At 71.5% G+C, this 20059-nt stretch carries 19 protein-coding genes; 4 read left to right on the top strand and 15 right to left on the bottom strand.

Features of this window, described 5'->3' with window-relative positions; translation table 11 throughout:
• Nucleotides 1-46: 46 nt before the first annotated feature.
• Both dxs and AB0316_RS07940 read right to left on the bottom strand, forming a co-directional pair.
• Nucleotides 47-1912 carry a 1-deoxy-D-xylulose-5-phosphate synthase gene (dxs, locus tag AB0316_RS07945; RefSeq protein WP_366272021.1) on the bottom strand — a complete coding sequence of 622 codons (1866 nt, stop codon included), beginning with the start codon at nucleotides 1910-1912 and terminating at the stop codon, nucleotides 47-49.
• A 148-nt stretch (nucleotides 1913-2060) separates the two neighbouring features.
• Nucleotides 2061-2453, bottom strand: a complete 393-nt coding sequence (locus tag AB0316_RS07940) for a hypothetical protein (RefSeq protein ID WP_366272020.1) — start codon at nucleotides 2451-2453, stop codon at nucleotides 2061-2063.
• Nucleotides 2454-2484: 31 nt separating this feature from the next.
• Between AB0316_RS07940 and AB0316_RS07935 the strand changes: the two genes are divergently transcribed.
• Nucleotides 2485-3252 (top strand): VOC family protein, encoded by a 768-nt coding sequence (locus AB0316_RS07935; protein ID WP_366272018.1) that lies wholly within the window; start codon nucleotides 2485-2487, stop codon nucleotides 3250-3252.
• A 169-nt stretch (nucleotides 3253-3421) separates the two neighbouring features.
• On the opposite strand, the gene AB0316_RS07930 is transcribed toward AB0316_RS07935, so the two are convergent.
• From AB0316_RS07930 to AB0316_RS07905, 6 genes are all read right to left on the bottom strand, one after another.
• Entirely contained in the window at nucleotides 3422-4753 is a 1332-nt protein-coding gene (locus AB0316_RS07930; RefSeq protein WP_366272017.1) for a peptidase C39 family protein, read from the bottom strand.
• 139 nt (nucleotides 4754-4892) lie between these two features.
• Nucleotides 4893-6044, bottom strand: a complete 1152-nt coding sequence (locus tag AB0316_RS07925; RefSeq protein WP_366272016.1) for a peptidase C39 family protein — start codon at nucleotides 6042-6044, stop codon at nucleotides 4893-4895.
• Nucleotides 6045-6160: 116 nt separating this feature from the next.
• A complete protein-coding gene (gene acnA / locus AB0316_RS07920; protein ID WP_366272015.1) occupies nucleotides 6161-8944 on the bottom strand; it encodes an aconitate hydratase AcnA in 2784 nt (927 codons plus the stop codon).
• Nucleotides 8945-9096: 152 nt separating this feature from the next.
• Complete coding sequence (locus AB0316_RS07915; protein WP_366272013.1) at nucleotides 9097-9531, bottom strand: acyl-CoA thioesterase; 435 nt, start codon at nucleotides 9529-9531, stop codon at nucleotides 9097-9099.
• Nucleotides 9532-9604: 73 nt separating this feature from the next.
• Complete coding sequence (locus tag AB0316_RS07910) at nucleotides 9605-10867, bottom strand: TRAM domain-containing protein (protein ID WP_366272011.1); 1263 nt, start codon at nucleotides 10865-10867, stop codon at nucleotides 9605-9607.
• A complete protein-coding gene (locus tag AB0316_RS07905) occupies nucleotides 10864-12825 on the bottom strand; it encodes an APC family permease (protein ID WP_366272823.1) in 1962 nt (653 codons plus the stop codon). Before AB0316_RS07905 ends, AB0316_RS07910 begins: the two co-directional genes overlap by 4 nt.
• 184 nt (nucleotides 12826-13009) lie before the next feature.
• Here AB0316_RS07905 and AB0316_RS07900 point away from each other — a divergent pair, with 184 nt between their 5' ends.
• A complete protein-coding gene (locus AB0316_RS07900; RefSeq protein WP_366272009.1) occupies nucleotides 13010-13672 on the top strand; it encodes a TrkA family potassium uptake protein in 663 nt (220 codons plus the stop codon).
• 23 nt (nucleotides 13673-13695) lie between these two features.
• Complete coding sequence (locus AB0316_RS07895; RefSeq protein WP_366272007.1) at nucleotides 13696-14382, top strand: TrkA family potassium uptake protein; 687 nt, start codon at nucleotides 13696-13698, stop codon at nucleotides 14380-14382.
• 53 nt (nucleotides 14383-14435) lie between these two features.
• On the opposite strand, the gene AB0316_RS07890 is transcribed toward AB0316_RS07895, so the two are convergent.
• The 5 genes from AB0316_RS07890 to AB0316_RS07870 form a co-directional block, all read right to left on the bottom strand.
• A complete protein-coding gene (locus tag AB0316_RS07890) occupies nucleotides 14436-15176 on the bottom strand; it encodes a DUF3159 domain-containing protein (protein ID WP_366272005.1) in 741 nt (246 codons plus the stop codon).
• Nucleotides 15169-15564, bottom strand: a complete 396-nt coding sequence (locus AB0316_RS07885; protein WP_366272003.1) for an OB-fold nucleic acid binding domain-containing protein — start codon at nucleotides 15562-15564, stop codon at nucleotides 15169-15171. Before AB0316_RS07885 ends, AB0316_RS07890 begins: the two co-directional genes overlap by 8 nt.
• A 55-nt stretch (nucleotides 15565-15619) precedes the next feature.
• Nucleotides 15620-16420 (bottom strand): DUF3710 domain-containing protein, encoded by an 801-nt coding sequence (locus tag AB0316_RS07880; RefSeq protein WP_366272001.1) that lies wholly within the window; start codon nucleotides 16418-16420, stop codon nucleotides 15620-15622.
• A gap of 126 nt (nucleotides 16421-16546) precedes the next feature.
• Nucleotides 16547-17026 carry a dUTP diphosphatase gene (gene dut, locus AB0316_RS07875; protein ID WP_366271999.1) on the bottom strand — a complete coding sequence of 160 codons (480 nt, stop codon included), beginning with the start codon at nucleotides 17024-17026 and terminating at the stop codon, nucleotides 16547-16549.
• A gap of 53 nt (nucleotides 17027-17079) precedes the next feature.
• Nucleotides 17080-17379 carry a DUF4193 domain-containing protein gene (locus AB0316_RS07870; RefSeq protein ID WP_142186733.1) on the bottom strand — a complete coding sequence of 100 codons (300 nt, stop codon included), beginning with the start codon at nucleotides 17377-17379 and terminating at the stop codon, nucleotides 17080-17082.
• A gap of 359 nt (nucleotides 17380-17738) precedes the next feature.
• Between AB0316_RS07870 and AB0316_RS07865 the strand changes: the two genes are divergently transcribed.
• On the top strand, nucleotides 17739-17924 hold the full coding sequence (locus AB0316_RS07865; protein WP_366271996.1) for a hypothetical protein: 186 nt from the start codon (nucleotides 17739-17741) through the stop codon (nucleotides 17922-17924).
• Nucleotides 17925-18020: 96 nt separating this feature from the next.
• Here AB0316_RS07865 and AB0316_RS07860 read toward each other — a convergent pair whose 3' ends face one another.
• Both AB0316_RS07860 and AB0316_RS07855 read right to left on the bottom strand, forming a co-directional pair.
• On the bottom strand, nucleotides 18021-18926 hold the full coding sequence (locus tag AB0316_RS07860) for an inositol monophosphatase family protein (RefSeq protein ID WP_366271994.1): 906 nt from the start codon (nucleotides 18924-18926) through the stop codon (nucleotides 18021-18023).
• A 6-nt stretch (nucleotides 18927-18932) separates the two neighbouring features.
• Complete coding sequence (locus AB0316_RS07855; protein WP_366271992.1) at nucleotides 18933-20057, bottom strand: ferrochelatase; 1125 nt, start codon at nucleotides 20055-20057, stop codon at nucleotides 18933-18935.
• Nucleotides 20058-20059 lie beyond the last annotated feature (2 nt).

The following is a 20059-nucleotide window of genomic DNA, read 5'->3' as shown; positions in this document are numbered from 1 at the left end:
GCACCCATCTCGGGGGCCGCGCCGGCTCGCCCTGGCGACGTGACCGTCAGAGCTTCGGCTCGAGGTCCGCCACGACCTGGTCGGCGGTCAGGCCGAGCTCCTCGAGGATCTGCCCCCGTGAGGCGTGCTCGAGGAAGCGCTTCGGTATGCCGTAGCCGTGCACGGGCGCGTCGACGCCGGCCTCGCGCAGGGCGAGCGTCACGGCCGCGCCGACGCCTCCGCTGACGAGGTTGTCCTCGACGACCGCGACCGCCTTGGCGCGGCGGGCGAGCTCGACGACGTCGTCGCTGACCGGCAGCACCCAGCGCGGGTCGACGACGCGGACGCTCCGGCCGTGGGCGGCGATCTTCTCCCCCGCTTCGACGGCCAGGCCGCCGAAGGCGCCGACGCCGACCACGAGCAGGTCGACGTCGTCACCGGCGTTCTCGAAGAGCACGTCGACCGCACCGATCCGGCGTACGGACTCGAGCGGGTCGGACACGTCACCCTTGGGGAAGCGGATGACGGTGGGGCCGTCGGAGACGTCGACGGCCTCGCGGAGCTGCCGGCGCACCTGCTCGCCGTCGCGTGGCGCGGCCAGCCGCAGCCCGGGCACGATCGACGTGAGGGTCATGTCCCACATGCCGTTGTGCGAGGCCCCGTCGCTCCCGGTGATCCCGGCCCGGTCGAGGATGAAGGTCACGCCGGCCTTGTGCAGCGCGCAGTCCATGAGCAGCTGGTCGAAGGCGCGGTTGAGGAACGTCGCGTAGACGGCGACCACCGGGTGCATCCCGGCGTACGCGAGGCCGGAGGCCATGGTGACCGCGTGCTGCTCGGCGATGCCCACGTCGAAGACGCGGGCGGGGTAGGCGGCGGCGAAGCCGTCGAGACCGACGGGGATGAGCATGGCGGCGGTTAGGGCGACGACATCGGGGCGGTCGCGACCGATCGCGACCATCTCCTCGTTGAACTCGTCGGTCCAGATGCGCCCCGACACCTCGAACGGCAGGCCGGTCTCGGGGTTGAACTTGCCGACGCCGTGGAACTGGTCGGCCTCGTCGTCGATGGCCGGCTGGTAGCCGCGGCCCTTCTGGGTGATGACGTGCACGAGGACGGGTCCGCCGAAGTCCTTGGCGTTGCGCAGCGCCCGCTCGAGGGCCTGCTCGTCGTGCCCGTCGACCGGGCCGAGGTACTTCAGGCCGAGGTCCTCGAACATCCCCTGCGGCGCAACGATGTCCTTGATGCCCTTCTTGACGCCGTGCAGCGTCTCGAACATCGCGCCACCGACGACCGGGGTCCGAGCCAGGGAGCGCTTGCCCCAGTCGAGGAAGCGCTCGTAGCCGCGCGTGGTCCGGAGGGTGGCCAGGTGCTCGGCGAGGCCCCCGATGGTCGGGGCATAGGAGCGCTCGTTGTCGTTGACGACGATGACGAGCGGCAGGGTCTTGTCGACGGCGATGTTGTTGATGGCCTCCCAGGCCATGCCGCCGGTGAGGGCGCCGTCGCCGATGAGCGCCACCGTGTGGCGGTCGGTCTCGCCGGCGAGGCGCCGGCCCTTGGCGATGCCGTCGGCCCACGACAGGGCGGTGGAGGCGTGCGAGTTCTCGACGACGTCGTGCTCGGACTCGGCACGGCTCGGGTAGCCGGAGAGACCGCCCTGCTTCTTGAGCTTGCTGAAGTCGTGGCGACCCGTCAGCAGCTTGTGCACGTAGGACTGGTGGCCGGTGTCGAAGACCAGCGTGTCGAGCGGGGAGTCGAAGACGCGGTGGAGGGCGATCGTCAGCTCCACCACTCCGAGGTTGGGGCCCAGGTGGCCGCCCGTCTTGGAGACCTCGGTCACGAGGAAGGTGCGGATCTCCTCGGCCAGGGCCGGCAGCTGCTCGGCCGGCAGCGCCTTGAGAGCAGCGGGGCTCGTGATCGTCTCCAGCAGAGCCACGCGGCGCCGTCCTTCCGGTCCTTGTCGATCGAGCGTCGACCCCCGTCGGTCACCGGTGGGTCGCGCCCGAGTCTACGGCGCGGGCCTTGCGCGGGCCGAACCCTGCGCACGAGCCCGTGACGAGCGCCTCACCCACCTTTCACATCCGTCACAGGCGCGGCGCGAAGACCTTCCCCTGCAGCGCCTCGTGGAGCAGGCGCGCCGACCGCGACGCCGCAAGCAGGCGGATGCCCTCTGCCTCGATGTGGCCGAGGATCTCGGTCAGCGCCTCCGCGGGCACGTGCGGCCCGATCGCCACCCGCGCCTCGCGCCACGCCTCGCGCATCGCGACCACCTGCCCGTCGATGTGCCGGCCGGCCAGCCAGGCGAGCGCGATCGGGTGACGCCGCCACCCGGCATACGCCCGGTAGTCCGGGGGGCACTGGTCGAGCAGCCAGAGGACGGCCCGTTCCTCCCAGCCCGGGGTATGGGCCGGTGGCACGCCCGGAGGCCAGCCGGGCGGCGTGTGCCCGGTGGGCGCGGAGCGCGGCGGAGTCGGCATGCGAACAGTCTGCCTCGCCTACGCTCGGAGCATGACGAGGGTCAGCTGGCTCACGGCCTTCCTCGACCTACCGCCCGACGTCCACGCGGTGGGCACCCGCTTCTGGGCCGCGGTCACCGGGTATGCCGTGTCGCCGCCCCGGGGGGACGAGGCGGAGTTCACGACGCTCCTGCCGCCCGTCGGGGACCCGTTCCTGAAGATCCAGCGCACCGGGTGCGGTGAGGGCCCGACCGACCCGGGGGTCCACCTGGACCTGCACGTCGCGTCGGCCCCGGAGTCCGCGGCGCGGGCGGAGGGCCTGGGGGCGCAGGTGGTGGACCGCTCCGAGCACGGCTACGTCGTGCTGCGCTCCCCCGGCGGCTTCACGTTCTGCTTCGTCCACGAGCAGCTTCTCGAGCGCCCGCTGCCGACGCGGTGGCCCCAGCAGCACGAGAGCATCGTCGACCAGGTGGCGCTCGACATCCCGGCCGGCGACTACGACGGCGAGTGCGGCTTCTGGTCCGCGCTGACGGGCTGGCCGGTGCGCCGGTCGGTCAGCCGGCCCGAGCTGCGCCACCTCGTGCGGCCCGACGGCATACCGCTCCGGCTGCTGCTGCAGCGGCTGGACGCCGCATCGGGGCCGGTCACGGGGCACGTCGACCTCGCCTGCGACGACCGCCCGACGGAGGTGCACCGGCACGTCGGTCTCGGCGCGACGGTTGTGGCCGACCACGGCGGCGGCTGGACGACGCTGCGCGACCCCGCGGGCCTGCTCTACTGCGTCACCGACCGCGACCCGCGGAGCGGACTCGGCCGCTGAGCGTCGCAAAGTGCCCACTCGACGTGGCCGGCGTCGCAAACTGCCCACTCGACGTTTGGGGCGTCGCAAAGTGCCCGCTCGACGTGGGGGGGTGTCGCAAAGTGCCCACTCGACGTGAACACGTCGAGTGGGCACTTTCCGACAGTCGAGTGGGCACTTTGCTACAGGGTCACCAGTTCGGCTCGGTGCGCGGCGGCCGGGGCAGCCGGTGACGCTCGGGGTGGATCACGTAGACGATGCCGCCGCTGTGCGGCACCCACACGTTCTCGAACTGCTCCCGGTCGTAGACCACGCGCACCTGGGCGTTGTCGCGGAGCAGGTGCGAGGCGGGGTCGTTGCAGACGACGTTCCCCTCGCGGGTGAAGCCGACGATGACCATGAGGTGACCGTTCGTGCCGTAGCCGGCGCCGTCGAGCTCGCCCTTCTTGAACGAGACCGAGGTGACGAGCGGGATGCCGGCAGCGATGAACTCCTCCGCCTCGGTGAGGGACCGCAGGCGCGTGACGAACCCGCGCATCCCCGGTCGTGTCGCGGCGTAGGCGGGGTTGAAGGGCCAGTTGCCCGCGCCGTCGTAGGTGTAGTCGTAGACGTTGCGCGCGGCGAAGTCGACCTGCGGGTCCGTCTCGTCGGGGATGGCCTGCGTCACCCAGGCCGTCTCGTCACGGCGGGGGCCGGCGCCCCAGTACGCGAGGACCATCGCGGTCGAGGTCGGCGAGCACCAGGCCTCTCCCCCGTTGTCCCACTGCGGGAAGTGGCCGATGTGCTTCTCCTGCGAGAAGGTCGGCACGTCGAGGACCCGGCCGCGGGCGCGACCGTTGGGGCTGCGGGGCACGCGCGGGTCGTCCGGCAGGTCCGAGGCCATCGCGCCGACCGAGCGCAGCCGCGGGGTGTCGTGGGTGCCGGCGGGCCGCATCAGGCGGACGACGAGCTGCCACGCGTCGAGGGTGTGCCCCGAGCGGGTGGCGAGCGTGTCGGTGTAGACGGTGGCCACCGTGTCGCCCTGGCCGTTGACGGACGTGCGGTGGATGCCGCCGCCCTGGTCGGGGTCGTAGCGGCACCAGCGGCCCAGGACGTACTCCTTGGTGGCGGCTCCCTGGCTCCACCCGCGGACCGACACCTCGACCCAGGACCTGCCCGGGGTGTCGGCGTTCCACGACGAGACGAGCTCGGTCAGGCCGAAGCCGGGGCGCACGACGGGAGAGACCCAGGTCGCGACGTCGTAGGACCGGGAGGTCGCGGTCGGGTCGAAGGGGTCGACGTAGTCGCGCGTGCTGGTGAAGCGGCCGACGTGCAGCTCGCGGCCGCTCCACTCGCGGTAGGAGATGTGGCGGTCGCCGGTGTCGTAGTGCGGCGAGGACACGGGGGCTGCGGACGGCGCCGCGACGGCGGGCGCAGCGCCCGCTGCTCGGGCGCCGGCGATGCCGAGCAGGGTGGCTCCGGCGGCGGAGCCGAGGACGACGCGTCGGCTCGGGGAGCCGGCGGAGGAGGACTGGAGCGACATGGGCACACCTTCCGGACGGGGCTGGGCGCGGTCAGTCAACACCGCGGCGCCTCACCGTGGGGCGGTTGACGTGCAAAATTCTCGCGATGCGGGCCTCTGGCGCAGGAAATTTACGCGCCCTTGACCGTGCGTGCCGCGATCACGCCCAGTTGGCCTCCGCCGGAGGCTGCGGGAGGACCACCTCGCGCGGGTGCATGACGTACGCCAGGCCGCCGTCGGTGCCGAGCCACACCTTCTCGAACTGGTCCCGGCGGTAGACGGTGCGCACCTCGTCGTTGCTCGCCAGCCGGTGCGAGTTCGGGTCGTTGGAGACGACGTCTCCCTCGGCAGTGAACCCGACCACCGTGAGCAGGTGCCCCTTCGTGGAGTAGCCGGCGCCGTCGAGCTCGTCCTCGTCGAACGTCACGGACACCACGAGCGGCACGCCCGCCGCGACGAAGGCCTCGGCCTCGGTGAGGTCCCGGAGCCGGGTGACGTAGGCACGCAGCCCGCGCGCGCCGGCGTAGGCCGTGTTGAACGACCAGTTGCCGGCACCCCCGTACGCACGGTCGAAGACCCGGCGCACGCCGTGGACGACCTGTGGGTCGGTGTCGTGCCCGACCCACGCCGACTCCGTGGCCGCCGGGGCCAGCCCCCAGTGGGCCAGGACCATCGTGGTCGACGTCGGCGAGCACCACGACTGACCGCCGCTGTCCCAGTGCGGGAAGGAGTCGACGTGCAGGCGCTGTGAGTAGGCCGGCACCGCCACCTCGTGTCCACGTCCGACACCCGGGCTGCTGGTCGGCTCGCCGGGCTCGATGCGCATGCGGCTGGCTACCGCCGACACGAGCGAGACCTCGGGCCAAGGCCGCTCGTCGCCCGCTCCCGTCAGGGCGGTCACGCGCAGCTGCCACCGGTCGAACTCGTGCCCAGCCGCGGCGAGCCAGGTGTCGGACGCGACGCGCCCCACCTCGAACGCCTGGCCAGGCACCGACGAACGGACGACCGGGGACTCCCCCGCGACGTCGTCCTCGGCCCAGCGCGCGAAGGTGAACCACGGTGACCAGCCGCGCTCACCGGCGACGCGTCCCTCGACCGTCAACCACGTCCCGGGCGGGGTCAGCGCGTTCCACGAGGGAATGAGCTCGGTTGCGCCCCAGTCGAGCTCGACCACGGGCGACTCCCACGAGCGCGCGCGGTAGGTCACCTCCGGAGCGCCATCGACGTGGGGGTCGGCGTAGCTGACGTCGGGCACCCCGGTCCAGTCGAAAGCGTTCTCCCACAGGCTCAAGGACGCGTGTCGCTCACTCACGCGAGCAGCATGCCACCTGCCGACGTATGCCGTCGGGCGGGGTCCCGGGCGAAACGAGTGGGCCCCGCACACCGCGCGATGTGGCATACGGGGCCCGTCGTGGCGTGCGGCTCCGGTCAGGCGCTCACGAGCGAGCGCAGGACGTACTGGAGGATGCCGCCGTTGCGGTAGTAGTCGGCCTCGCCGGGGGTGTCGATGCGCACGACGGCGTCGAACTCGACCGTCTCGCCCGACTCCTTGGTGGCGACGACCTTGACGGTCTTCGGCGTCGTGCCCTCGTTGAGGGCGGTGATGCCGGTGATCGAGAAGGTCTCGGTGCCGTCGAGGCCGAGAGAGTCGGCGTTCTGGCCGGCCGGGTACTGCAGCGGCATGACGCCCATGCCGATGAGGTTGGAGCGGTGGATCCGCTCGTAGCTCTCGGCGATGACGGCCTTGACGCCCAGCAGGCTCGTGCCCTTGGCGGCCCAGTCGCGCGAGCTGCCCGAGCCGTACTCCTTGCCCGAGAGGATCACGAGCGGGGTGCCGGCCTCGGCGTAGCTCTGAGCGGCGTCGTAGATCGTCGTCTGCTCGCCGCCCTTGGTGAAGTCGCGCGTGAAGCCGCCCTCGACGCCGTCGAGGAGCAGGTTCTTCAGGCGGATGTTGGCGAAAGTGCCGCGGATCATCACCTCGTGGTTGCCGCGACGCGAGCCGTAGGAGTTGAAGTCCTTGCGCTCGATGCCGTGCTCGGCGAGGTACTTGCCGGCGGGGCTGTCGTTCTTGATGGCACCGGCCGGGCTGATGTGGTCGGTCGTGACCGAGTCGCCCAGCTTGGCCAGCACCCGGGCGCCCTCGATGTCGGCGACCGGGGTCGTGTCCATCGACATGCCGTCGAAGTACGGCGGCTTGCGCACGTAGGTCGACTCGGCGTCCCAGGCGAACGTGTCGCCCTCGGGGGTCGGGAGCGACTGCCAGCGCTCGTCACCGGCGAAGACGTCGGCGTAGTCCTCGGTGAACATCTCCTGGCTGATCGAGTCGGCGATGGTGCGCTCGACGTCGGCCGGAGCGGGCCAGATGTCCTTCAGGAAGACGTCGTTGCCCTCGGGGTCCTGGCCGAGCGGCTGCGAGTCGAAGTCGAAGTCCATCGTGCCGGCCAGCGCGTAGGCGATGACGAGGGGCGGGCTCGCGAGGTAGTTCATCTTCACGTCGGGGTTGATGCGCCCCTCGAAGTTGCGGTTGCCCGAGAGGACCGACGTGACCGCGAGGTCGTTGTCGTTGATCGCCTTGGAGATCTCGTCGTTGAGCGGGCCGGAGTTGCCGATGCACGTCGTGCAGCCGTAGCCGACGAGGTGGAAGCCCAGCTTCTCCAGGTAGGGCCACATGCCGGCCTTGTCGTAGTAGCCGGTGACGACCTTCGAGCCGGGCGCCATCGACGTCTTGACCCAGGGTGCGACCGACAGGCCCTTCTCGACGGCGTTCTTGGCGAGCATCGCGGCCGCCATCATCACCGAGGGGTTGGACGTGTTGGTGCAGCTGGTGATCGAGGCGATCGAGACGATGCCGTGGTCGATCTCGAACTCGCGGCCCTCGGCGTCGGTGACGCTGACCTTCTTGCTCGGGCGGCCGTCGGTGGCGCCGTCAGCGGGCTTGTCGCCGCCGTCGTCGAGGCCGGGGTCGCTCGCCGGGAAGGAGCGCGCGTCGCCCGGGTCGCCCTCCTCGTGCGAGACGTAGGTGGGCAGGACCTTGCGGAAGGCCTCCTTGGCGTCGCTCAGCGCGATGCGGTCCTGGGGACGCTTCGGGCCGGCGATGGAGGGCACGACCGTCGAGAGGTCGAGCTCGAGGTACTCGCTGTAGCGGGCCTCCGGCTGGTCGGCGCCGGCCGTGAGCCACATGCCCTGCTCCTTGGCGTACGCCTCGACGAGCGCCACCTGCTCGTCGGAGCGGCCGGTGAGGCGCAGGTAGTCGAGGGTGACGTCGTCGATCGGGAAGATGGCGCAGGTGGAGCCGAACTCGGGGCTCATGTTGCCGATGGTGGCGCGGTTGGCCAGCGGCACCTGCGAGACGCCCTCGCCGTAGAACTCGACGAACTTGCCGACGACGCCGTGCTTGCGCAGCATCTCGGTGATCGTGAGGACGACGTCCGTGGCGGTCGCGGCGGTCGGGATGGCGCCGCTCAGCTTGAAGCCGACGACGCGCGGGATGAGCATCGAGACGGGCTGACCGAGCATGGCCGCCTCGGCCTCGATGCCGCCGACGCCCCAGCCGAGGACGCCGAGGCCGTTGACCATCGTCGTGTGCGAGTCGGTGCCGACGCAGGTGTCGGGGTAGGCGACGCGCTCGCCGTCGATGTCGCGGACCATGACCGTGCGGGCCAGGTGCTCGATGTTGACCTGGTGGACGATGCCGGTGCCCGGGGGGACGACCTTGAAGTCGTCGAAGGCGCTCTGGCCCCAGCGCAGGAACTGGTAGCGCTCCTTGTTGCGCTGGTACTCGATCTCGACGTTGCGCTCGAAGGCGTCGGAGCGGCCGAAGACGTCGATGATGACGGAGTGGTCGATGACGAGCTCGGCCGGCGCGAGCGGGTTGATCCGGGCCGGGTCGCCGCCGAGGTCGGCGACTGCCTCGCGCATCGTGGCGAGGTCGACGACGCACGGCACGCCGGTGAAGTCCTGCATGATCACGCGGCCGGGCGTGAACTGGATCTCCGTGGAGGGCTCGGCGTTCTCGTCCCAGGAGCCGATCGCGCGGATGTGGTCGGCGGTGATGTTCGCGCCGTCCTCGGTGCGCAGGAGGTTCTCGAGGAGGACCTTCAGGCTGTACGGGAGGGTCTCGTGACCCTCGACCCCGGCCAGCCGGTAGATCTCGTAGGACTGGTCACCCACCTCGAGGGTTCCCTTGGCCTTGAAGCTGTCAACACTGCCCACGACGGGCTCCTTCCAGCGACTCTGGTGTCACGCTGCGTCATTTATCTTGACGTCAAGATATCTAACCACACGGGCCGGTTCTTGTCAGTGCACCCCTACCCGCCAATCCTTCACCGCTCCCGCACCCCTGTCGCGCCCCGTCTCGCCCGCCCTCAGGGCGAGGGACTGACCGCCTGGTCGACGCCAGAGGACTCGAGCGCCTCGCGGAAGCCCGGGTCGAGGTCCGCCTTGGCGCCGGCACCGCTGTCGAACCAGACGTAGGTGATGACGCACGTCGCCGTGAGAAGGGGCACCTCTCCCCTGCGCCAGATCTCGTGGCGCAGAGTGAACGACGAGGTGCCGACGCGGTCGACGACCACCTTGATGTCGGCGTGATCCAGAGGCTTGAGGCTCGCCGTCCAGTCGATCTCCGCGTGCCGCACCAGCGCGAGGCGGCCGTGCTCGCTGAACCAGTAGGGCCCGTAGCCGACGTCGTCGAGGAAGGCCATCTTCGCGTCCTCGCACCAGGTGAGGTAGTGCGAGTTGAAGACGACACCCGCCAGGTCGATCTCGGAGAACTTGACGGCCACGGGATAGCTGAACGACATGAGCTCCATCGTCCCCCGTGCCGTATGCGTGCCCGGCACCGCCCCATGGACCCGCCCGAACCCGGGCGGGCGGTCAGTCCCGGTCGGTCGGCTCGAGCACCGCGATGCACTCGACGTGGTGGGTCATCGGGAAAGCATCCCACGCCTCGAGCGACACGAGCGAGTAGCCGTGCTCCCCCGCCGCCTTGACGTCGCGAGCCAGGGCGGAGGGGTCGCACGCGACGTAGACCACCCGGCGCGGCCCCATCGAGGCGAGCTGCGCCATGACGTCCTTGCCCGCTCCGGTGCGAGGCGGGTCGAGGACGGCAAGGTCGGCGGTCACGCCCTGTCCGACGAGCGAGCGCAGCTCGCGGTCCACCCGGTTGGCGCGCCACTCGACGTTGTCGAGGTGCTCGGTGTTGCGGCCGCCGTTCTCGACCGCGCCGCGGTCCCCCTCCACGCCGAGGACGAAGCCGTCGGGCGCCACGAGCTCGCCGAGCCGCATCGTGAACAGGCCGGAGCCGGCATACAGGTCCACGACCTTGTCGCCGGGCGCGGCGCCCAGCAGCGCCTCCACCCGGGAGAGGAACGTCGAGGCGGCGCCCGGGTGCACCTGCCAGAAGCCGCGTGCGGCGACGACGTACTCGCCCTGCCAGTCACCGGACCGCACGAGCTCGCCGACCAGGCCGCCGCTGCCGTCGGACCCCTCGGGGGCGGGCAGCGGCACGAGCACCGGCTCGTCGGGGTGGGCGGCGTCGATGACGTCCACCGCCTCCACGTCGGGCCACTCGGTGTCGAGCACGCCGGAGTCGAGGACACCCTCGGTCGCGATCAGGCAGGTGTCGACCGGCAGCACGTCGCGGGAGCGGTGCCGCCGCAGGCCGGCGCGGCCGGCCGGGTCAACGGCGAACTCGACGCGGGTGCGCCAGCGCAGCCCCTCCTCGTCGCCCGGCACCGCGCGCACGACCACGTCGACGTCGAGCCCTGCGACGCGGGCGAACTGCTCGCGGACGACGGCGGCCTTCAGCGCCCGCTGGGTGTCGAGGGAGGCGTGCTGGAAGTCGCAGCCGCCGCACAGGCCCGGTCCGGCATACGGGCACGGCGCCTCGACGCGTCCTGCAGCGGCCTTGAGGACTTCGACGGCGTCGGCGCGCACGAAGCTGTCGCCGACCCTTCCCTCGGTGACGAGGGCCACGACGCGCTCACCGGGAAGGGTGTGGCGCACGAAGACGACCTGCCCCTCGTGACGGGCCACGCAGTGGCCACCGTGGGCCACGGGGCCGACGTCGAGCGTCCAGCGCTCCCCGACCAGCGAGGGCCCGCGTTCGGCCCGCTCACGCGTACGGCGACCGCTCACAGCGCTCCCCCGCGCACCGAGCCGCTGATCGGCGGCTCGTCGATCCAGCCGCGCTCGGCACCTTCGGAGGACTGCAGCTGCCAGGGCACGCTGACGACCATGACGCCGGGGGTGAAGAGCAGCCGGGCCTTCAGGCGCAGGGCGCTCTGGTTGTGCAGCACCTGCTCCCACCACTTCCCGAGGACGTACTCGGGCAGGTAGACCGTCACGATGTCGCGCGGGTTGCCGCTGCGGATGGAGCGGACGTAGTCGAGGATCGGCTTGGTGATCTGGCGGTAGGGCGACGCGAGGACCTTGAGCGGCACGGGGATGTCGCGCTTGTCCCACTCGTCGAGCAGCGCCTGCGTCTCGTCCGGGTCGACGTCGACGGTGACCGCCTCGAGGTACGACGGCCGGCTCGCCCGCGCGTAGGCGAGGGCTCGCATCGTCGGCTTGTGCACCTTGGAGATGCAGACGATCGCGTGCACGTGGCTCGGCAGCATCGGCCGCTCGATGCTCCAGTCGATCTCGAGCTCGTCGCGGACGCGGGCGTAGTGCTTCTTGATGCCGAGCATCAGCACGAAGAGCACGATCATCGCGAGGATGGCGTACTTGGCGCCGGCCTGGAACTTGGTCAGCAGCACGACGATCAGGACGATCGCCGACATCGCTGCACCGACGCCGTTGATGATGCGGGAGCGCTGCATGCGGGCCCGCTCCTTGCTGTCACGCTCGAGCCGCAGGTGGCGGGTCCAGTGCCGCACCATCCCGATCTGCGAGGTCGTGAACGAGACGAACACCCCGACGATGTAGAGCTGGATCAGCGCCGTGACCTCGGCCTTGAAGACGATGACGAGGACGATCGCGGCGCCGGACAGGATGAGGATGCCGTTGCTGAAGGCGAGCCGGTCGCCGCGCGTGTGCAGCTGTCGCGGAAGGTAGCCGTCGCGAGCGAGGATCGAGCCGAGCACCGGGAACCCGTTGAAGGCGGTGTTGGCGGCGAGGACGAGGATCAGGCCGGTGACGATCGAGACGAAGACGATGCCGGCCGGGAAGTGGGCGAACACGGCGGTCGAGAGCTGGCCGATGGCCGTCTGCTGCACGTAGCCGTCGCCGACAGGCTGCCCGTTGCGCAGCAGCTGCGTGGCAGGGTCGTTCGCGATCTTGATGCCGGTCCACTGGCTGAGGGCGATGATCGACCCGAGCATGCAGACCGAGATGGTGCCCATGAGCAGCAGCGTGGCCGCCGCGTTGTCACTCTTGGGCTTCTTGAAGGCGGGCACCCCGTTGGAGATGGCCTCGACCCCGGTCAGTGCCGCGCAGCCCGACGAGAAGGCGCGCAGCAGCAGGAACGCCGCGGCGATCCCGGTCACGCCCTGCCCCTCCTGCGGCACGAGGGTGAGCGGGGCGCTCTCGGCGGGGGTCAACGATCCCGTGAAGTGCTGGATGAAGCCGTAGATGCCCATGCCGATGATGGCCAGCATGAACGCGTAGACCGGGACGGCGAACGCCTTGCCCGACTCGCGCACGCCGCGCAGGTTCATCGCCGTGAGGAACACGATGAGCGCCACGGCCACGATGACCTCGTGGCCGCGGACGAAACCCAGGACGGTGGCAGCGTTCTGCACGCCGGAGGAGATCGACACGGCCACGGTGAGGACGTAGTCGACGAGCAGGGCGCTCGCGACGGTCAGTCCCGCCTTCGGTCCGAGGTTCTCCGTGGCCACCTCGTAGTCGCCGCCGCCCGAGGGGTAGGCGTGGACGTTCTGCCGGTAGGAGGCGACGACCACGACCATGACGAGGACGACGGCGACGGTGATCTGCCAGCTGTGCGTCGTGACGAAGGCGCCACCGGCGAGACCGAGCATGAGCAGGATCTCGTCGGGCGCGTACGCCACGGACGACAGGGCGTCGCTGGCGAAGATCGGCAGCGCGAGTCGCTTGGGCAGGAGGGTCTCCCCCAGCTTGTCGCTCCGCATCGCGCGACCGACGAGGAGGCGCTTGAACAGCGAACCGGTACCGGGCACGACGACAGAGTATGACGGATCGCGGAGGTGCCCCGACAGCCGCCTGCGGCCACCGAGGACGTATGCCGTGTGCGCCCTTCCCCGCGCGTCGCGAGCCGGACGGTGGGCTCGGTCCCCACGGTGTACCGTCGCGTCCGTGCACTTCGTCATCATGGGCTGCGGCCGCGTCGGCTCGACCCTCGCGCGCACCCTCGGCCGGGCCGGTCACGACGTCGCGATCATCGACTCGGACGCCTCGTCGTTCCGTCGTCTCGGCACCTCCTTCGAGGGCCAGACGGTGACCGGCATCGGCTTCGACCGCGACACGCTCGTCGCCGCCGGCATCCGCGAGGCCTACGCGTTCGCCGCCGTGAGCAGCGGCGACAACTCCAACATCCTCGCCGCTCGTGTCGCGCGGGAGACCTTCGGTGTCGAGCACGTGGCCGCGCGCATCTATGACCCGCAGCGGGCCATGGTCTACCAGCGGCTCGGCATCCCCACGGTCGCGACCGTGCGCTGGACGGCCGACCAGATGATCCAGCGGCTGCTGCCCCAGGGCGCCGTGCCGGAGCTCACCGACCCGAGCGGCAAGATCGTCATCGCCGAGGTGCCGCTCGCCGAGCCGTGGGTGGGCCGGCACCTCACGGACCTCGAGGAGCAGACCGGCGCCCGCGTCGCCTACGTCACCCGTCTCGGTGAGGGCATGCTGCCGCGTCCCGACATGGTCGTGCAGCAGGGTGACCTCGTGCACCTGGCCGTCCCGCGCGACGACCTCGCCCGGGTCGAGAGCGTCTGCGACCAGGCCCCGGCCCCCCACTGACCGGCACCCAGGAGAGAACCCCCATGCGCGTCGTCATCGCCGGAGCCGGAAGCGTCGGCCGGTCCATCGCCCGCGAGCTGCTGGCCAACGGCCACCAGGTGCTGCTCATCGACAAGGACGCCGACGACGTCCAGGCCTCCCGGGTCCCCGAGGCCTCGTGGCTGCTGGCCGATGCCTGCGAGCTGGCGGCCCTCGAGGAGGCCCGCCTGGAGGAGTCCGACGTCTGCGTCGCCGCCACCGGCGACGACAAGGCCAATCTCGTGCTGTCGCTCCTGGCCAAGACCGAGTTCGGGGTGCCGCGCACCGTGGCCCGGGTCAACAACCCCAAGAACGAGTGGATGTTCGACGAGTCCTGGGGCGTCGACGTCGCCGTGTCCACGCCGCGCCTGATGACGGCCCTCATCGAGGAAGCCGTGAGCATCGGCGACCTCGTGCGGATCTTCGAGTTCCAGCAGGGGCGTGCCTCGATGGTCGAGATCACCCTCCCCGACGGCAGCCCTTTCGCGGGGCGCCGGGTGGGCGACGTCGAGTGGCCGACCGACACGGTGCTCGTGGCCATCATCCGGGAGGAGCGCCCGCTGGCCCCGACGAGCGACGACGCGATCGAGGCCGGCGACGAGCTGCTCTTCATCACCACGACCGAGCAGGAGGACCGGCTCCAGGAGCTCGTGGCTCCCGCGGAGCGCCACCGGCTGGCGGCCGAGGGCTGAGCCCGAAGGCTGACCGGCCGACTCGGCCCCGTGCTTGAGCGCCAGGCGATGCGTCAGGAGACGCGGCTCGGGTCGATCGGCGTCCGGCCGCGCAGCAGGATGGCTCCCATCGCCGTGATCGCGACGAGGTAGGCGGGCCAGCCGAGCACGACCTTGGCGATGCCGAGGGCAGCGACCTGCTCGGCGAGGTAGAGCGGCACCATGATCGCCAGGCGCACCACGTTGAGCGCGATGAGCACCCACGCCAGCCGGGCCGCGACCCTGACGATGCCGGAGTGGCGACGCCACCAGGTCGGGTTCTCGGCGAAGGCCTCGGGCTCGGCGACCCCGACGACGAAGCCGAAGAGCGGCCACCGCGTCAGGTTCGTCACGAGCAGGAGCACGAGCAGGCCGGCGTTCTGGAGCATCCCGGGGAGGAAGGCGTCCTCGGCGCGACCCGACCGGAGCGCGAAGAACGCCGAGATGCCCACGCCGGCAGCGGCATACGCGACGAAGCGCGCGTCCTGGCGCTGCACGAGACGGACGACCAGCAGCAGGGCGACGCACGCGCCCGCGACGACGAGAGCGGTGCGGAGGTTCTCGGTGCGGGCCCACACCAGTGCGAACGCCAGGGTCGGGACCGCCGACTCCACGGCGCCGCGCCATCCGCCGAGGGCCTCGGAGAGCTTGTCGCGGAGCAGCTCCTCGACGTAGACGTAGCGGCGCAGGTCCGCCTCGGAGCGCGCCACCGCGTCGGCGCCAGGCTCGACCTCGGAGGTGCCGGGGACGGCGTCCTCGCGTGGCGTCTCAGCCATGCGCCTGCCCCGCCCGGCCGACGATCTCGTAGGCCGGGTTGAACATCACCCGCAGCTTGCGGCGCGTGGTGATGCGGCCGGTGGCGCGCACCTTGATGCCGGGCACGATGCCGGCGATGCGGCGACGGCCGAGCCACACCAAATGCAGCGACTCGGTGCCGTCCCACACCTCGACGTCGAGGGCCGGAGTCTCTTCGCGAGGGCGCAGCGTCACCGAGCGCACCTCGCCGCAGATGGTGACCTTGGTGCGCAGCCGGGCCTCGCCGATGTGCACCACGCCGAGCAGGTCGGAGGACTCGCGCCGCAGCTCGGCGGCCTCCAGCTCGTGCGAGGAGCGGGTCAGCCGCTCGGTCAGCCGGCGCAGCGCGCCGGGCTGGCCCGCGCTCACGGGCGCATCCCCGCCGGGATGGGTGCGGCGCAGCGAGCCGCACACCGGCCGTCCATCACCGCACCTCGGTGATCTCGGGACCGCGCTCGAAGGGCTGGAGGTCGTCGGCGTCGCGCGGGCCGCCCTGCGGCGCTGCCGGGCCCTCGGCCTGCTCGGCGCCCTCGGCGTCGGGCAGTCGAAGCGGCAGCAGCTCTCGCGGCGGCATGGCCTCGTCGCCACGGTCGATCACGGTCGTGCGGATCACCTCGTGCACCGCCTCGGCCGCAGTGGGCTCGATGGCAGCCCGGCCCGACACGACCGCGCGCAGGAACCACCGCGGCCCGTCGATGCCGACGAAGCGGGCCGGCATGAAGACGGTGCGTCCGTCGGGACCGGCCTGCGGCATCCGCGTCAGCAGCTCCTCGCCGAACTCGCCGGTCATGACCTCGGCGGTGCCGCCGGCGTCGACGATGCTCGCCGCGATCTCGTTGCGGATGTCGACCCAGACACCCTCGGTGCGGGGCGCCGCGAACGCCTGCAGCTGCACGGCGGACTCGCCGAGGACGGCCGTCACGCCGGTGATCTGCTGCTCCTGCTCGTTGACCTCGAGCCGCAGCTCCATGCCCTGCTGGCCGCGCAGCCAGATGGCTCCGAGGTTGAGGTAGTCGCTGTCGTCGGGGACCTGCGAACGGTCGAGCGGCCCCGCGGTGCCGTCGCCCGGCACGTTGCCCTGTGCATCGGGCTCGCCGACCACCGCGTCATCGGGCTCGCGCTCGTCCTCGAGGTCGACGTCGCCGGCGAGGTCGTCCGCGCGCTCGGCGTCCACGGCACTGGTGTCCGGGCGGTCCTTCGACTTGCCCCGGCTGAAGAGTCCCACGTCAATCCGTCCTTTGAAGTCCTGCAACCCGGCGGGCGCGCTGCCCGTCCGTGTCCGTCAGTGGCCGTCGTGGCGCTGACGCAGCGCCCGGCGAACCGTATCCGATGATGTGGCCGTGCCGGGCGACTAGCCCGGTGTCGGCGAGGCGGCGTCCCCCGGACCGAAACCTCCGGTCGACCCATGTCCAGTGTCACCCCGACTCGTCTCGTCGAGCGAATCCACGTCGAGAAAGCGGACCCGCTCGACTCGCTGCACCACGAGCTGGGCGATGCGGTCGCCGCGCCGCACGGTGAAGGGCTCCCGCGGGTCGAGGTTGACCAGGTTGACGAGCAGCTCGCCGCGGTAGCCCTCGTCGACGGTCCCCGGGGCGTTGACGATGGAGATCCCGTGGCGGGCCGCGAGCCCCGAGCGCGGGTGGACGAAGCCGGCGTGCCCGGGCGGTAGCGCCAGCGCGACGCCCGTCGGCACCAGCACCCGCTCGCCGGGCTGGATAGTCACGTCGACGCGCGCGCACAGGTCGGCGCCGGCGTCTCCCGGGTGCGCGTAGGACGGCAGCGGCAGGTCCGGGTCGAGCCGGCGGACCGGGACAGCACAAGGGTCGGTCACGAGGACCGACCCTACTTGCTCCTGAACCTGCCGCCGGCGCGACCGGAGTGCGATCAGGCGGCGCACTCCGTGCAGATCATCACGCCGTTGCTCTCCTTGGCGAGCTGGCTGCGGTGGTGGACGAGGAAACACCGTCCACACGTGAACTCGTCGGCCTGCTTGGGCAGCACCCGGACCGACAGCTCCTCACCGGAGAGGTCAGCGCCCGGGAGCTCGAAGCCCTCGGCCTGCTCGGTCTCGTCGACATCCACGCTCGACGACGTCTTGTCGACCCGACGGGACTTGAGCTCCTCGATCGAGTCTTCGCTCAGGTCGTCGTCGGTCTTGCGTGGCGCGTCGTAATCGGTTGCCATCTGGATTTCTCGCTTCTACTCGTGATGCGCCTGCGGCCTGTGACGCGGAGAACGCTCGTGGACCCGCGCTTGTTCCCAAGGGATTTCCCGGGTGGACCGGCGCGGCGGAAGGCGTTCTCGAGGGGTCCGGAACATGTCCGCGTGCGCGTATGGTGCCCGATCGACCGGCCGTTGTCATCTTGCGGTCTCCGAGGGGCGGGACAGCCCGTCCCACGGCGCACCACACCTACCCTTTCCGGACCAACCGAACACCGCCGCTTTGCCTTCCACCGACCGACGGGGGTGCACAGTGGGGGTCCCACGGCACGGTAGGGTCTGCGAACCCGACCGAACGACAACCCCAGACGCGGAGGTGCACCATGACCGAGTTCGTCGACCAGATCAGGAAGCGTGTCAACGACACACTGGGCGACCTCGCCGAGGCCAAGCGGGCCGGTGACGACTACCGCGTGCAGGTCTGCACCGGTGAGCTGGAGTCCTACGCCCGGCTGGCGGCCGAGAACGGCGTCCGCGTGCCCGAGCTGGCACGCTTCGAGGCTGCCTGAGCCGTCGCCGAGGCCGTATGCCGCCGGCACCCGACCACGAGGAGCGCCCCACCCAGCACGGCCAGGTGGGGCGCTCCTCGTGTGCCCGAAGGCGGGTCAGTCCGGGTCGGGAGCGTGGTCGCGGTCCTGGTCGGGCTCGTCGGCCGTCGTGAAGAGGGCGTGCACCTCCCCCACCAGGCCCGGGCCGGCCGCGACGGTGAGCGCCTTGCCGGGTGGGCCGTCGAGGTCCTGCCCGACGACGACGCCGCCGGCCTCCTCGACGACGAGCCATCCGGCGGCGAGGTCCCACGCGTTGAGCCCGGACTCGGCGTACGCGTCGACGGAGCCGTCGGCCACCCGCACGAGGTCGAGGGCCGCGCTGCCGATGCGCCGGATGTCGCGCACCCGTGGCAGGACGCGCAGCAGCACCCGGGCCTGACGGGCCCGGACGTCTGCGGAGTAGCCGAAACCGGTGGCGAGCAGCGCGCGCGCCAGCCGCTCCTCCCCCGACACCGACAGCCGCACCGGGGTCCGGTCGCTCGTCGCGTCCTCCTGGCTGGTCCAGGCGCCGGTGCCCCGGCCTGCGTGGTGGACGAGGCGCAGCGAGGGGTCGGCGACCGCCCCGGCCACCGGAGTCCACCCGGCCTGCCCATGAGGGTCGCCGACGACGACGGCGACCGAGACGGCATACGCGGGGATCTCGTAGAGGTAGTTGACGGTGCCGTCGACGGGGTCGAGGACCCACGTCAGCCCCGACGTGCCGGCGACGTCGGCGCCCTCCTCGCCGAGGATGCCGTCGTCCGGTCGGGAGCGCTGGATCAGGGCGTGCAGCAGCTCCTCCGAGCGACGGTCCATGACCGTGACGACGTCGGTCTCGCTCGACTTGGTGGCGGAGACCCCCATCCGCGGTGGCCGCTCGTCACGGATGAAGCGCGCCGCCTCGGTGGCGAAGGTGATGCAGAGCCGCTCGAGCTCGGCCACCGTGACGCCGCCGGGCAGGCCCGGGACGGGATGCGTGCCCACGGCGGGTCAGTCGCTGCCGCAGAGCGCCGGGCGGGCCTGGCGCAGGTTGGGACAGCACCCCGGTGCGCACACGGAGGGCATGCGCCCCTCGAACTGCGGCACGGACTCGCCTCGGGCCTCGGCGGCGCGCTCGAGGAGCGCGTCGACGAGGTCGCGCACGAAGACGGGGTCGACTCCGACGGTCGGCACGCGGACGTGGGTCAGGCCGAGCTCGTCGGCGGTCTCCTGCGCCTCGGTGTCGAGGTCGTAGACGACCTCCATGTGGTCGCTGACGAACCCGATGGGTGCCGTCACCACGGTGCGGATGCCGGCCGCAGCCAGCTCTCGCATCCGGTCGTTGACGTCCGGCTCCAGCCACGGCTGGCTCGGCGGGCCCGAACGGGAGCAGAAGACGAGCTCGCCGGTGAGGTCGCGGCCGAGGACGCGGTTGGCCTCCTCGGTCAGCTGCGAGGCGAGCGCGAGGTGCTGGCGCTGGTAGAGGTTGCCGTCGCCGTCACCCGGACCGGACGTGTCGTCCATGGCGTCCGGGATGGAGTGCGTGACGAAGAGCAGCGCGATCTCGCTGTCGGGTGCCCCGTCGAGGGCCCGGAGGGCCTGCACGAGCACGCCGGCGTTGGCCTCCGCGAAGCCGGGGCGGCGGGCGTACTGCGCGACCTTGTCGATCCGCAGGTCGATCCCCTCCTCGGTCACCGTGGCGAGGGCGTCCGCGAGGTTCTCGCGGTACTGCCGGCAGGAGGAGTAGCAGGAGTAGGCGCTCGTCGTCAGCGCCACGACACGGCGGTGGCCCGCCGCGTGGCTCTCGCTCAGGGCGTCGTCGATGAAGGGGGCGCTGTTGCGGTTGCCCCACACGATGGGCGTGTCGATGCCGCGGGCGTCGAGCTCCGCGCGCAGGGCGGCGATCAGGGCCCGGTTCTGGTCGTTGATCGGGCTGCGGCCGCCGAAGTGGTGGTAGTGCTCCCCCACTGCCTCGAGCCGCTCGTCAGGAATGCCGCGACCGGCGGTCACCCGGCGCAGGAAGGGCATGACCTCGTCAGGCGCCTCGGGGCCGCCGAAGCCGAGCAGGAGCACGGCGTCGTAGGGCGCGAGCGGGGGCTGCGACGTCTCGGGTGTCGGGGCTGCTGGTGCTGTCATGT

The sequence above is a fragment of the Terrabacter sp. NPDC080008 genome, assembly GCF_040702505.1.
Taxonomy (GTDB): Bacteria; Actinomycetota; Actinomycetes; order Actinomycetales; family Dermatophilaceae; genus Terrabacter.
Note: the sequence above shows the minus strand (reverse complement) of the source record. Positions and strands in the feature narration are given on the sequence as shown.

Coding starts and splice junctions, on each gene's coding strand:
- AB0316_RS07940 (WP_366272020.1), bottom strand. CDS start 2,453: ATGCCGACTCCGCCGCGCTCCGCGCCCACCGGGCACACGCCGCCCGGC.
- AB0316_RS07935 (WP_366272018.1), top strand. CDS start 2,485: ATGACGAGGGTCAGCTGGCTCACGGCCTTCCTCGACCTACCGCCCGAC.
- AB0316_RS07930 (WP_366272017.1), bottom strand. CDS start 4,753: ATGTCGCTCCAGTCCTCCTCCGCCGGCTCCCCGAGCCGACGCGTCGTC.
- AB0316_RS07915 (WP_366272013.1), bottom strand. CDS start 9,531: ATGTCGTTCAGCTATCCCGTGGCCGTCAAGTTCTCCGAGATCGACCTG.
- AB0316_RS07905 (WP_366272823.1), bottom strand. CDS start 12,825: ATGCGGAGCGACAAGCTGGGGGAGACCCTCCTGCCCAAGCGACTCGCG.
- AB0316_RS07895 (WP_366272007.1), top strand. CDS start 13,696: ATGCGCGTCGTCATCGCCGGAGCCGGAAGCGTCGGCCGGTCCATCGCC.
- AB0316_RS07890 (WP_366272005.1), bottom strand. CDS start 15,176: ATGGCTGAGACGCCACGCGAGGACGCCGTCCCCGGCACCTCCGAGGTC.
- AB0316_RS07870 (WP_142186733.1), bottom strand. CDS start 17,379: ATGGCAACCGATTACGACGCGCCACGCAAGACCGACGACGACCTGAGC.
- AB0316_RS07865 (WP_366271996.1), top strand. CDS start 17,739: ATGACCGAGTTCGTCGACCAGATCAGGAAGCGTGTCAACGACACACTG.
- AB0316_RS07855 (WP_366271992.1), bottom strand. CDS start 20,057: ATGACAGCACCAGCAGCCCCGACACCCGAGACGTCGCAGCCCCCGCTC.